This is a genomic window from Lentisalinibacter sediminis (assembly GCF_040706615.1).
Lineage (GTDB): Bacteria > Pseudomonadota > Gammaproteobacteria > Steroidobacterales > Woeseiaceae > Lentisalinibacter > Lentisalinibacter sediminis.
This window is the reverse complement of record NZ_JAPDRF010000004.1, coordinates 350,082-362,677: the sequence shown is the minus strand read 5'-3', so window position 1 is coordinate 362,677 and position 12,596 is coordinate 350,082. Positions and strand designations below refer to the sequence as shown.

The following is a 12,596-nucleotide window of genomic DNA, read 5'->3' as shown; positions in this document are numbered from 1 at the left end:
CGTTCCCGCCACTCAGGCGGCGCGCAGGACGCGGCCGCATTTCTCCTTCCCGAACGCGGGCGTGTAGGCGTCGTCCTGCCAGACCAGCCGCCCGCCGACGATCACCCACGGCACCACACCGTCGGAGCGGTTCACGAGCTGGCTGTGCTCGAAGTCCTCCCGGTAGACGCTGCGGATGTTGGCTTCCGCGTCGTAGCCGGCCAGCGCCTCCGGGTCCACGATGGCGATGTCCGCCGCCGAGCCCGGGTCGATGCGTCCCGCCGGGATGCCGAAGAACGCCGCCGGGTCCCGGGTCAGCCGCCGCACCATGTAGGCTACACCCTCGTCGCCGTCCGCCGAGGCCAGCTGCAGTGCCCGCAGATTGCAGTCGTAGAACGCCATGTTGGTGAGATGAGCGCCCGAGTCGTTGAAGCCTGGAAGCAGCTTCGGGTGCATGATCAGCTGACGGGTCATCTCTGCATCCCGGTTGGCCGTGATCATGTACCAGTACAGGTCCGTGTCGTAGACCTTCAGCAGATGCAGGAAGAAATCGGCGTCGTCCCGTATCGGGTCCGGGAAGCTGGCGAAAGCCTCGCTCTCGGCCTCGGATCGGGCCATCGAACGGTCGCCCGCCTGCCAGCTCCCGAGCCGCTCGTGGATGTCGGACATCGCCTCGCCCGCCCAGTCCGGCACCGGACAGCGGTCCACCACCATGTCCTCCAGGGAGCGACCGAAGGCGAGGTCCTCGCGCTTCAGCCGCCGCTTGATCGCGTCCAGGCCGAAACCGCTCTTGCCCTTGTGCCACATCTCCCGGAAGTCGCGGACGAACAACGGGTCTTCCAGCAGCGCACGGCGGGCTGCCCGGTCCTCCAGGTCCGTCATATTCAGCTGCCGCAGGACGGGGATCTCCTCGAAGATCGGATTGATCGGACCCTCCGACCACACCTTGAACCGGCCGGCCAGCGCCTGCAGCGCGAAGCGGCCGTCGACGGCGCGGGAGTTCAGCAGCCGCGCGAGCACCATGCCCAGCTTTGCGATACCCCGGTTCGTGGCCACGTCCAGCGCGGCCACCACGGTGGTCTTCAGCGGCTTGCCGTGCAGCCGGCCGCTGGTGAGCAGAAGGTTCCTCAGCGTCTGGCCTACGCTGTCCTTGGGCGGTGTGGCCTGCCATACCCGGCCGTGGCGGCGCACCACCCCGGTCAGCCGCTTCAGCTCGCCGTAGCTGCCGTACTGCGTGGGTATCTTGCGATCCCGGTGCGGGTCGTTTGCCAGATAGTGGAAGGGCAGGGCGTCGGTGGAAAAGCCGGCGTAGCCCTGGCGCATGCCCTTGTCCAGCAGCGCCGCCATCTCGTCGAGTTCGGCTTCGGTGGGCTCGCGGCTGATGCTGTCATCGAGGCCCATTACCTCGATGCGCAGCATGGAATGCGGGATCATCGTCACGATGTTCGCGCCGAGCGGCAGCGAATCCAGGTGCTCCAGGTAGGCCCCGCTGTCGTGCCAGTCGGCCTGGTCCGCGACCTTGGAGAGCACGTGCTTCGGCACGTTCTCCACGCGGGCGAAGCAGTCGACCACGGGGTCCGCGCCGTCCCGGCGCTGGTTGCCGAAGGCGAGCCCGAGGCTGCAGTTCGCCACCACCACCGTGGTGGTGCCGTGGCGCACCGCCTCGGGCAGGCCGGGGGCGATCTCCACCTCCAGGTCGAAGTGGGTGTGGATGTCCAGCAGGCCGGGCATCAGCCACTTGCCGTCGGCGTCGATCACCTCGGCCGCGCCGGATTCCGGCAGGCCGATACCCCGGGCCGCGATCCGGCCGTCGCGCACCGCGACGTCCTCCACCCGCGGCGGCTCTCCCGAGCCGTCGAATACTTTGGCTTCCCGGATCAGCAGATCCCAGAACTTATCGGTCACCGGTGATTCCTCCCCCTCTGCAGGCAATGGTGGCAAGTCAGGCATTCTCCCCGGCAGGGAAGTGCGCATCAAGAAACTCCCGGTAGTGGGCGAGCACCTCCTCCGGCGCCTCCACCTGGGGATAGTGGCCGATCCGCGGCAGCTCCACGATGTCGCGCTGGCTCACGAGTTCCCGGTAGCGGGCTACCATGTGGGCGCCGGACACCGGGTCCATCGAGCCATTGATCAGCTGGATCGGGATCGCGGCCGTCCGCAGGGCCTGCACCCAGCGCTCCCGATGGCGGCGGCGGTCGCGGATATAGCGGATGAGCCGGTGGGCGATGTGGTCGCCGCGGCTCTCGGTGATCAGCGTCCAGAAGGCGTCGAGGTCCTCCGCCGACGGCGGCGTCTGCGGCCCGAACACGGCACGCAGGTTGCGCTCCAGCGTGCCCCGGCTCATCAGCCTGCCGATCACCGGGCCCAGCGGCCCGTGCAGCAGCTTCTGCGAGAGACGGGCGTGGTGGGTCTCCGGGAACAGCCCGCCGTTCAGCAGGCACAGCGACCGCCACCGGCGCTCCTCGCGGGGCCTCGCGTTGTCCCGCGCCAGCATCTCCTGGGCCACGGAATCGCCGTAGTCGTGGGCCATCACGTGGAAGCGGTCCAGCCCGACGCCTGCAATGACCTCTTCCAGCAGGTCCGCCTGTTCGTGGATGGTGTAATCGTGGCGTTTCGGCTTGTCCGAGAATCCGAAGCCGAGCATGTCCGGCACGACGAGCCGGTAGCCGGGCTCGAGGCCGGGCAATAGACGGTGGAAGTCCCAGCCCGCCGTCGGGAAACCGTGGATGAAGAAGACAGTATCCGGGCGTTCGCCGGCCGGGTCCGTGTCCATCAGGAACAACTCGTGGTCGCCCGCCTTCACCCGGCGGCCACGGTGTCGCCATTCATCCAGATCCATGCTCTCTCCCCGACGCATCATTGTGCTCGGGCGGAGATGCTACATCATCCGGCCGCGTTATACTGACGGGCTGCACCGACCCGGAAGGGCGCCCAGCGGCGCCAGGAGAACTCCCTGACATGTTGCCACGCATGCCCGCACGCCTCGCTCTCACGCTCGCCGTCGGCCTCGCCGCCCTGGCCGCTCTGGCCCCCGCCCTCGAGGCCCGGGAGCCTGCGGGCGAGCCAATCATCCGCTACGACGCCATCCATCACCCGGTGATCGATGCCGAGGGCATGGTGGCCAGCCAGAACGCGATCGCCACGGAGGTTGGCGCGCGCATACTCGCCGAGGGCGGCAACGCCGTGGACGCGGCCGTGGCGGTGGGTTTCACTCTGGCGGTGACGCTGCCGCGCGCCGGCAATCTCGGCGGCGGCGGCTTCATGCTGGTCCATATCGCGGAGGAGGATCGCACCATCGCCATCGACTACCGGGAGATGGCGCCGGCCGCGGCCGGACGGGACATGTACCTGGATGCCGAGGGCAACGTGGACAAGGAAGCGTCGCGCTTCAGCCATCGTGCGTCCGGCGTGCCGGGCACGGTGGCAGGCATGCACCACGCCCTGACCCGCTACGGCACGATGTCCTGGCCGGAGGTGATCGCGCCCGCGATCGAACTGGCGCGGGACGGCTTCCTGGTGAGCCACGACATGGCCTGGAGCCTGCAGCGCTGGAGCGAGCGGCTGTTGCACCATCCCGCGACGGCGGCGACCTACTTCAAGCCCGACGGCAGTGCCTGGCAGCGCGGCGAGCGCTTCCGCCAGCCGGACCTGGCCGCCACGCTGGCGCTGATCGCCCGGGAGGGCCCGACCGCATTCTACGAGGGCGCGATCGCCGAGAAGATCGCCGCCGAGATGCAGGCGAACGGCGGACTGATCACCCTCGAGGACCTGGCCGCGTACCGCGTGGTCGAGCGCGAACCGGTGGTGGGCGAGTATCGAGGTCACCGGGTGGCGCTGATGCCGCCACCGAGTTCCGGCGGTGTACACATCGTGCAGATGCTCAACGTGCTCGAGCGTTTCCCCGTAGCGGAGCTGGGTTACGGCAGCGCCGACGGGCTGCACCTGCTGGCCGAGGTCATGCGCCGGGCCTATGCCGACCGCAGCAAGCACCTCGGCGATCCGGACTACTACGACGTGCCGGTCGACTGGCTCACGGGCGAGGACTACGCGAAGCAACTGGCCGCCGCCATCGACATGGACGAGGCAACACCCTCCACGGAGATCCGCCCCGGCACGGCGCCACCCGCGGAGAGCCGGGATACCACCCATTATTCGGTGATGGACGCCGACGGCAACGCGGCGGCCAACACCTACACCCTGAACTTCTCCTACGGCTCCGGCATCACCATTCCCGGCACGGGCATCCTGATGAACAACGAGATGGACGACTTCTCGGCGAAACCCGGCGTGCCAAACGCCTTTGGCCTGCTCGGCGGCGAGGCGAACGCCATCGAGCCGGGCAAGCGGCCGCTGTCGTCCATGACGCCGACACTGGTGTTCAGGGACGGCGAGCCCCTGCTCGCCACCGGCACGCCCGGCGGCAGCCGCATTATCACCACGGTGCTGCAGCAGCTGGTGAACGTGATCGACCACGGCATGGGGATCGCCGATGCCACCCACGTCCCGCGCGTGCATCACCAGTGGATGCCGGACGTGCTGGGCATCGAACCCGGCTTCAGCCCGGACACGCTGGCGCTGCTTCGCGGCCGCGGGCACGAGCTGGCGGATGCGCGCTGGTCCATGGGCAGCCTGCAGTCGGTGATGTACCGGGACGGCTACTTCTACGGTGTGTCGGATCCGCGCCGGCCCGACGCGGCCAGCATGGGCCCGGCCCTGGTCCGCTGCCTCGCGGCCGGCCAGGCCTGCGTACACTGACATGAGCCAAGTCAACCGCCTGCGCAACATCGCGATCATCGCCCACGTCGATCATGGCAAGACCACGCTGGTGGACCGGCTGCTGCAGCAGTCCGGCACGCTGGACGCGCGCGCCGATCTCGGCGAGCGCATCATGGACTCGAACGACCTCGAACGGGAGCGGGGCATCACCATCCTGTCGAAGAACACGGCCATCCGCTGGGGCGAGTGGCGGGTGAACATCGTGGACACGCCGGGCCACGCCGATTTCGGCGGCGAGGTGGAGCGCGTGCTCAGCATGGTGGACAGCGTGCTCCTGCTGGTCGATGCGGTGGACGGGCCGATGCCGCAGACCCGCTTCGTCACCCAGAAGGCCTTCGCCCGGGGCTTCACGCCGATCGTCGTGATCAACAAGATCGACCGGGACGGCGCCCGGGCAGGCTGGGTGCTGGACCAGACCTTCGACCTCTTCGATCGTCTCGGCGCCACCGATGCGCAGCTCGACTTCCCCGTCGTCTATGCCTCGGCACTGGGCGGCTATGCCGGGCTGGAGCCGGATGTCAGCGACGGCGACATGACGCCGCTCCTGCAGGCCATCGTCGAGCACGTGCCCGCACCGGCCGTGGATCCGGACGGGCCGCTGCAGCTCCAGGTCTCGAGCCTGGACTACGACCCCTATGTCGGCGTGATCGGCATCGGCCGCATCACCCGCGGCACGCTGCCCGCGGCGAGCGCGGTCACGATCGTCGGCGCCCACGGCTCGCACCGGCCCGGCCGGGTGCTGGAGCTCTACGGCTTCCACGGCCTCGAGCGGCAGAAGATCGAGTCCGCATCGGCCGGCGACATCGTTGCCTTCTCGGGCATCGAGACGCTGCATATCTCGGACACACTGTGCGATCGGGAGTATCCCGAGGGGCTGCCCGCGCTGTCGGTGGACGAACCGACCATCAGCATGACCTTCCAGGTGAACAAGTCGCCGTTCGCGGGGAAGGAGGGCAAGTTCCTCACCAGCCGCCAGATCGGCGAACGGCTGGACCAGGAACTCAAGCACAACGTTGCCCTGCGGGTGGAGCGTACCGAGGATCCCGACAAGTTCCGCGTCTCCGGCCGCGGCGAACTGCACCTCTCCGTGCTGATCGAGAACATGCGCCGGGAAGGTTACGAGCTGGCCGTCTCCCGGCCCGAGGTCATTCGCATAGAGAAAGACGGCAAGTGGCTCGAGCCCTGGGAGATTCTCACGGTGGACTTCGCCGAGGACTATCAGGGCGCGGTGATGAGCCGGCTGGCCGAGCGCAAGGGTGAACTGCTGGGCATGCAGCCGGACGGCAAGGGCCGCATGCGACTCGACTACCGCATCCCGTCCCGGGGCCTGATCGGTTTCCGCACCGAGTATCTGACCGCGACGGCGGGCACCGGACTCATCCACCACGTCTTCGACGAGTACGGCCCGGCGGTGGAGGGCGGCATCGGCCAGCGCATCAACGGCGTGCTGATCTCCAACGTGCAGGGCAAGGCGCTCGCCTATGCGCTGTTCAACCTGCAGGAGCGTGGCAGGCTGCTCATCGGCCACGGCGCCGAGGTGTACGAGGGCATGATCATCGGCATCCACAGCCGGGGCAACGATCTGGTGGTAAACCCCACCAAGGCCAAGCAGCTCACCAACATCCGCGCGGCCGGCTCCGACGAGAACATCCTGCTGACCACCCCCATCCGCTTCTCGCTGGAGCAGGCGCTGGAGTTCATCGACGACGACGAGCTGGTGGAGGTCACGCCGGCGAGCATCCGGCTCAGGAAGAAGCTGCTGACGGAGAGCGATCGCAAGCGGGACTCCCGCCAGAAGCCCGCCGTCTGAGCCCGGTCGGGCCGCCGTACCGGCGCCGCCCCGTCCGGGTACGGGTATCCCCGGATTTCGCTGCCGGGCCCAGTCCTTAGACTCGGTCTAAACGCGCCGCTGCGCGCAGCCGACAGCGCCCGAGGAGGAGCGAGGACCCCATGGAAGCAGAAATGCTGGCGCGCATACAGTTCGCCTTCACCGTCTCTTTCCACATCCTTTTCCCGGCTTTCACCATCGGCCTCGCCAGCTGGCTGGTGATGCTCGAGGCGCTGTGGCTGAAGACGGGCAAGCCCGGCTACATGAGCCTGTACAAGTTCTGGCTGAAGATCTTCGCCGTCTCGTTCGGCATGGGCGTGGTCTCCGGCATCGTCATGAGCTTCCAGTTCGGCTCCAACTGGAGCGGTTTCTCGGAGGCCACGGGCAACGTACTGGGACCGGTGATCGGCTACGAGGTACTGACCGCGTTCTTCCTCGAAGCCACCTTCCTCGGCATCATGCTGTTCGGCGCCAACCGGGTCGGCAAGGGCCTGCATTTCTTCTCCACCTGCATGGTGGCCCTCGGCACGCTGATCTCGGCCTTCTGGATCCTCTCTGCCAACAGCTGGATGCATACCCCGGCCGGCTTCCGCGTGGAGGACGGCATCTTCTACCCCGTGGACTGGTTCCAGATCATCTTCAACCCGTCCTTCCCGTATCGCCTGGTGCACATGACGCTGGCGGCCTATCTCACCACCTGCTTCGTGATCGGCGCGGTCTCGGCGCGCTACCTGCTGGAGGGGCGCTTCCGGCAGCGTGCCCGGCACATGTTCTTCATGTCGGTGATCTTCGGCGCGATCGTGGTCCCGGCACAGGTACTCGTTGGTGATTTCCACGGTCTCAACACCAAGGAGTACCAGCCGCAGAAGGTGGCGGCGATGGAGGCCCACTGGGAGTCCGAGCCGCGGGCGCCGCTCATCCTGTTCGCGATACCGGACGAGGAAAACGAGACCAATCATTTCCAGCTGGGCATCCCCGGGCTCGGCAGCCTGATCCTGGAGCACGACATCAACGCGCCGGTCACCGGCCTGAAGGAATTTCCCCCGGAGGAACGCCCGCCAGTCGCGCCGGTGTTCTGGGCCTTCCGCATCATGGTCGGCCTGGGCGTTCTGATGCTGTTTGCTGCGGGCGCAGGCGTGGTGCAGCTCGTCCGCGGCAGGCTCTACGAGACGCGCTGGCTGCTGAAGCTCTACACCTGGATGTGGCCGACCGGGTTCATCGCCGTGCTGGCCGGCTGGTTCACGACGGAGATCGGACGTCAGCCCTGGGTGGTGTGGGAGCTGCAGACCACCTCTGACGCACTGTCTCCGGTGCCCGGAGCCAGCGTGGCCACCTCGCTGCTTCTGTTCTTCCTGGTTTACGGCGTCGTCTTCGGTGCGGGCATCTACTACCTGCTGCAGCTGATACGCGGCGGACCGGGTGAGATCGAGGGAGAGTCCGAGAAGGGCACGGCCCGCCGACCGCTGTCGGCGGCCGGGAAACCGGCAGAGGAGGGTACGTGATGGAAGGCGGCTGGCTGCCACTGATCTGGATCGTCCTGATCGCCGTGGCCATTTTCATGTACGTGCTGCTGGACGGCTTCGTTCTCGGCACGGGCATCCTGTTCCCGTTCGCCCCGGACGACGAGTCCCGCGACACCATGATGACGTCGGTGGCGCCGATCTGGGACGGCAACGAGACCTGGCTGGTGCTGGGCGGCGGCGGGCTGTTCGCCGTCTTCCCGCTGGCCTATTCCATCGTGCTGCCGGCCCTGTATCTGCCATTCATCTTCATGTTGCTGGCACTGGTGTTCCGCGGCGTGGCCTTCGAGTTCCGCTTCAAGTCGGGCAGGAACCGCCACCTCTGGGACCTGGCCTTCACCGGCGGTTCGATGGTGACCGCGTTTTTCCAGGGCATCATCCTCGGCACCTTCGTGAGCGGGTTCGCCATGGAGGGCACGCGCTATGTGGGCGGCACCTTCGACTGGCTGACGCCCTTCGGGTTGATCGTGGGCCTCGCCATGGTGGCGGGCTACGCCCTGCTCGGCAGCACCTGGCTCATCATGAAGGCGCCGGGCGAACTGGAGCAGTGGGCGCGGCGGGTGACCATCCCGCTGCTCGCCTCGGTGGTGGTGTTCCTGGCGGTGATCAGCATGTGGGTGCCGTTCCTGGAGAACCAGATCGCCGAGCGCTGGTTCACGATGCCGAACCTGCTCTACCTCTCGCCGGTGCCGGTGCTGACGGCCGTGGCAGGTTACCTGCTGTTCCGCAAAACTACGGGGGACGGGCACGCCTCGCCGTTCCTGCTCGCCATCGGCCTGTTCACGCTCGGTTACGCCGGGCTGGCGATCAGCCTGTGGCCGAACATCGTCCCGCACCAGATACCATTCTGGGAGGCGGCCGCAGCGCCGGAAAGCCAGCAGTTCCTGCTCATCGGTTCGCTGATCGCGCTGCCGGCCGTGTTCGGCTACACCGCGTATTCCTATTACGTGTTCCGCGGCAAGGTCACCGAGACTCACAGCTACTGAGGCGCTCGCCGGGCGCAAACGCGCCTCGCCACGATTCTTCCCTGATAGGCTAGAATGACCCGGCCCGCTTCGGCGGGCCTGTCATCAGGGGGAGAGAATCAGTGGAGCAGTCCGCGACGGCCGAGCGCCAGTCCATCAGCCCGGGGGCGAGACACTACGCCCTGTTCGTCCTGGTATTCGTCTACACCTTCAATTTCATCGATCGGCAGATCCTCTCGATCCTCATCGAGCCGATCAAGACGGAACTCGGCGTCTCGGACCAGGCCATGGGGTTTCTGGCGGGGGCCGCGTTCGCGGCGTTCTACGCCACCATGGGCATACCGATCGCACTCTGGGCCGACCGGGGCAATCGGCGCAACCTGATCGCCTGGGCACTCGCCATCTGGAGCGGCATGACGGCCGTCTCGGGGCTGGCCCAGAACTACTGGCACCTGGCGCTGGCGCGTATTGGCGTGGGCATCGGCGAGGCCGGCTGCAGCCCGCCCGCGCACTCGCTGATCTCGGACTACTACCCGCCCCAGCAGCGTGCCACCGCCCTTGGTATCTACTCGCTGGGTATTCCGTTCGGGATCATGTTCGGTCTGCTGGCCGGCGGCTGGGTCAACGAGTTTTTCGGCTGGCGCATGGCGTTCTTCGTCGTAGGCGTCCCGGGCATCGTGCTGGCATTCGTGGTGCGCTTCACGCTGGTGGAGCCGGAGCGGGGCCTGTCGGAGAACCGGGTCGCGGACCAGGACCGGCCCAGCATCAAGCGCACGTTCTTCTTCCTGTCCCGCCGGCGATCATTCATTCACCTCGCCTTCGGCGCGGCGCTGGCCGCCTTCAGCGGCTACGGCGTGGCCACCTGGTTTCCGGCCTTCCTCGTGCGCACCCACGGCATGAGCACGGGCGAGATCGGCACCTGGCTCGGACTCATCCTCGGCATCCCGGGTGGCATCGGCATCTTCCTGGGCGGCTATCTCGCCGACCGGCTGGGCTCGACCAACCCGAGCTGGAGTCTCTGGACCGCGGGCCTTGCCGCCCTCGTGGCCCTGCCGTTCGCCGTCGCCGTGTACTTCTTCGACACCCCCGGCTGGGCACTGCTGGTCTTCTGCGTGCCCGTCGTCCTCGGCAACTTCTACCAGGCGACCACCTTCGCGCAGACCCAGAGCCTCGTCGGCCTGCGCATGCGCGGCGTCGCCGCGGCGATCCTGCTGTTCATCATCAACATCATCGGCCTCGGTGCCGGTCCCTGGGCCCTGGGTGCCGTCAGCGACCTGCTGGTGCCGATGTACGGCGACGACTCGTTGCGCTGGGCGCTGGCGATCTTCGCGCTGCTGAACCTGTGGGTGGCGGTGCACTACTACCTGGCGGGCCGTTCCCTGCCGGGCGACCTGAAGCGCGCCGGCGACCCGGTCTGATGATGGTGCTGTAGGAGGGCCTTCAGGCCCGACGCGCTATCCCCCGGCTTCCCCGACGCCGTCGTCGATGGCGACCGCCCTGCGGTAGGCTTCCCGGTCGGTCGCCCGGGCCACGTAGGCGGCGAAGCTGTCGCGTTTCGGGACTGTGCCGAACTGGAGCCCGAAGGCGATCTGCGCGCCCACGTAGACGTCTGCGGCGGAGAAGGCGTCGCCGGCCACGTACGGCGAGTCGGCGATGGCGGTCTCGATGGCGTCCAGCGCGTGGTCTTTCGTGCCGTAGCCCACTGTCATCCGCTTGTCCTCAGGCACCTCGAAGCCGAGAGCGGCGTTGACGATGGCCGACTCCAGCGGTCCGGCGGCGAAGAAGAGCCAGCGGTAATAGGCGCCGCGCTCGGCGGGCGGCGGCACGAGCCCGGCCTCGGGAAACGCGTCCGCCAGATAGGCGCAAATCGCGGCGCACTCCGTGACCACCGTCTCGCCGTGCCGGATGGCCGGTACCTTGCCCATCGGGTTGATGGCCAGATACTCCGGCGACTTCATGGTGGTGCCGTACTCGAGTATCTCGGTGGCATACGGCGCGCCGACTTCTTCCAGCATCCAGCGCACGATACGTCCGCGCGACTGGGGATTCGTGTAGAAGACGAGTTCGCTCATCGGTTCACCCCTGTCTCTGTTTCCCGCAGATACCAGGCGCTACTGTAGCGCGGCCCCCTTCACTTTGACGAGCAGGGCCTGCGCGGTGGGGGCGGGCCGGGCCGTAAAGCCCTTGCGGAGGGATCGGGCCTGAAGGCCCTCCTACCCGGTTTGCTTGCGGCGGGAGCGGGCGATGCCGATCTCCGCCCGCTGGTGCTCGAACAGGGCCCGCAGCGGGTGCAGGTCCAGGCGTAGCGGCTTGCCATCGGCCATGGCCACGATCTGGCGATAGTACCAGGCGATGGCGGAGAAGGCGTTCAGCGCCTTGAACAGGAAAATGGGGCTGTCCGGGCCGAAGCGGCCCTTGCCGATGCCTATCTTCTCCTCCCACCGAACCGCTTCGTCCGCGCTGCCGTCGATCAACCGGCGGGGCAGGTCCGGTTCGGTACAGAGAGGACGCGCCAGTCCGATGATGTCCACCTCGTCGTTCGCCAGCGCCTCCAGCATGGCCTGGCGCGTGCGGAAGCCGCCGGTGACGGCGAGCGGTGCCTCGAGGCGCTCGCGCATGCGGGCCGCGTACTCCAGGAAGAAGGCTTCGCGCCGCTTCGTGCTCTCGCGCCGCACATCGGCCGCGTCCTCGGGACGGCCCTCGATGCCGAACATGGTCGGCTGCTCGTAATTGCCCCCGGAGATCTCGATGAGGTCGACGCCGGCCTCGTCGAGCCACTCGGCGACCTGCAGACTGTCCTCGAAGCTGAAACCTCCCTTCTGGAAGTCCGCGGAGTTGAGCTTTACGGAGACAGGGAAGGCCGGGCCCACGACCGAGCGTACGCCGCGGACGGCCTCGAGCAGGAACCGGGCCCGGTTCTCCAGAGCGCCGCCCCACTGATCGTCCCTGCGGTTGAGTTTCGGCGAGAGGAACTCGCTGATCAGGTAGCCGTGGGCGCCGTGGATCTGTACGCCGGTGAATCCGGTGTCGCGGGCGACGGCCGCCGCCCGGGTGAAGCCGCCCAGCGCCATCTCGATATCGTGTTCCGTCATGGCGACGGGCCGGCCGAAGTTGCCCATGAGATTGAGCTGCACCTCGGAGGGCGCCATGGGCCGTGAGGAGACGATCCGGCCGCACTGGCGGCCCGGGTGGCTCAGCTGCATCCACAGCTGGTTGCCGGCCGAGGTGCCGGCTTCCGCCCAGGCGCGCAGCGCCGCGAGCGCTTCTCCGTCGTCCGGGTCGTCGATGACCACGTTGCCCGGACGCTCCAGGAAACGCCGGTCGATCATCACGTTACCGGTGATCAGCGTGCCCGCGCCGCCCTTGGCCCAGCGGCGGTAGAGCCGCACGTGTCGCCCGGTGGCGCGATCGCGATCGTCGGCCAGGCCCTCGGTCATGGCCGACTTCAGGATGCGGTTCGGCAGCGTCACCCCGCAGGGCAGTGTCAGTGGCTCGCCCAGCCTGTCGCTCATCGGGTGGCTCCTCTGC

At 67.8% G+C, this 12,596-nt stretch carries 9 protein-coding genes; 5 read left to right on the top strand and 4 right to left on the bottom strand.

From position 1 onward, the window contains the following. Positions 1–12: 12 nt before the first annotated feature. Together ACJMKX_RS10265 and ACJMKX_RS10260 are read right to left on the bottom strand one after the other, a co-directional pair. Entirely contained in the window at positions 13–1,884 is a 1,872-nt protein-coding gene (locus ACJMKX_RS10265; RefSeq protein WP_405224519.1) for an N-acyl-D-amino-acid deacylase family protein, read from the bottom strand. A 37-nt stretch (positions 1,885–1,921) separates the two neighbouring features. Continuing rightward, the gene (locus tag ACJMKX_RS10260) at positions 1,922–2,818 is read right to left on the bottom strand and encodes an alpha/beta fold hydrolase (protein WP_405224516.1); all 897 of its coding nucleotides are present in this window, start codon (positions 2,816–2,818) and stop codon (positions 1,922–1,924) included. Between the two features lie 119 nt (positions 2,819–2,937). Between ACJMKX_RS10260 and ggt the strand changes: the two genes are divergently transcribed. The 5 genes from ggt (at position 2,938) to ACJMKX_RS10235 (ending at position 10,486) form a co-directional block, all read left to right on the top strand. Further along, entirely contained in the window at positions 2,938–4,734 is a 1,797-nt protein-coding gene (gene ggt / locus ACJMKX_RS10255; protein ID WP_405224514.1) for a gamma-glutamyltransferase, read from the top strand. 1 nt (position 4,735) lies between these two features. Next, a complete protein-coding gene (gene typA, locus ACJMKX_RS10250; RefSeq protein WP_405224511.1) occupies positions 4,736–6,565 on the top strand; it encodes a translational GTPase TypA in 1,830 nt (609 codons plus the stop codon). A gap of 140 nt (positions 6,566–6,705) precedes the next feature. Further along, complete coding sequence (locus ACJMKX_RS10245) at positions 6,706–8,085, top strand: cytochrome ubiquinol oxidase subunit I (protein ID WP_405224508.1); 1,380 nt, start codon at positions 6,706–6,708, stop codon at positions 8,083–8,085. Next, the gene (gene cydB, locus ACJMKX_RS10240) at positions 8,085–9,089 is read left to right on the top strand and encodes a cytochrome d ubiquinol oxidase subunit II (RefSeq protein WP_405224505.1); all 1,005 of its coding nucleotides are present in this window, start codon (positions 8,085–8,087) and stop codon (positions 9,087–9,089) included. Before ACJMKX_RS10245 ends, cydB begins: the two co-directional genes overlap by 1 nt. A 101-nt stretch (positions 9,090–9,190) precedes the next feature. Then, entirely contained in the window at positions 9,191–10,486 is a 1,296-nt protein-coding gene (locus ACJMKX_RS10235) for a spinster family MFS transporter (RefSeq protein ID WP_405224502.1), read from the top strand. A 36-nt stretch (positions 10,487–10,522) separates the two neighbouring features. Here ACJMKX_RS10235 and ACJMKX_RS10230 read toward each other — a convergent pair whose 3' ends face one another. Beyond that, positions 10,523–11,140: a glutathione S-transferase family protein gene (locus ACJMKX_RS10230; RefSeq protein ID WP_405224499.1), complete on the bottom strand. Its 618-nt coding sequence runs from the start codon at positions 11,138–11,140 to the stop codon at positions 10,523–10,525. A gap of 141 nt (positions 11,141–11,281) precedes the next feature. Continuing rightward, positions 11,282–12,580 (bottom strand): NADH:flavin oxidoreductase/NADH oxidase family protein, encoded by a 1,299-nt coding sequence (locus ACJMKX_RS10225; protein WP_405224496.1) that lies wholly within the window; start codon positions 12,578–12,580, stop codon positions 11,282–11,284. Positions 12,581–12,596 lie beyond the last annotated feature (16 nt).

Excerpts from the sequence above, each read along its gene's own strand:
- ACJMKX_RS10260 (WP_405224516.1), bottom strand. The coding sequence starts at position 2,818 with ATGGATCTGGATGAATGGCGACACCGTGGCCGCCGGGTGAAGGCGGGC.
- ggt (WP_405224514.1), top strand. The coding sequence starts at position 2,938 with ATGTTGCCACGCATGCCCGCACGCCTCGCTCTCACGCTCGCCGTCGGC.
- typA (WP_405224511.1), top strand. The coding sequence starts at position 4,736 with ATGAGCCAAGTCAACCGCCTGCGCAACATCGCGATCATCGCCCACGTC.
- ACJMKX_RS10245 (WP_405224508.1), top strand. The coding sequence starts at position 6,706 with ATGGAAGCAGAAATGCTGGCGCGCATACAGTTCGCCTTCACCGTCTCT.
- cydB (WP_405224505.1), top strand. The coding sequence starts at position 8,085 with ATGGAAGGCGGCTGGCTGCCACTGATCTGGATCGTCCTGATCGCCGTG.
- ACJMKX_RS10230 (WP_405224499.1), bottom strand. The coding sequence starts at position 11,140 with ATGAGCGAACTCGTCTTCTACACGAATCCCCAGTCGCGCGGACGTATC.
- ACJMKX_RS10225 (WP_405224496.1), bottom strand. The coding sequence starts at position 12,580 with ATGAGCGACAGGCTGGGCGAGCCACTGACACTGCCCTGCGGGGTGACG.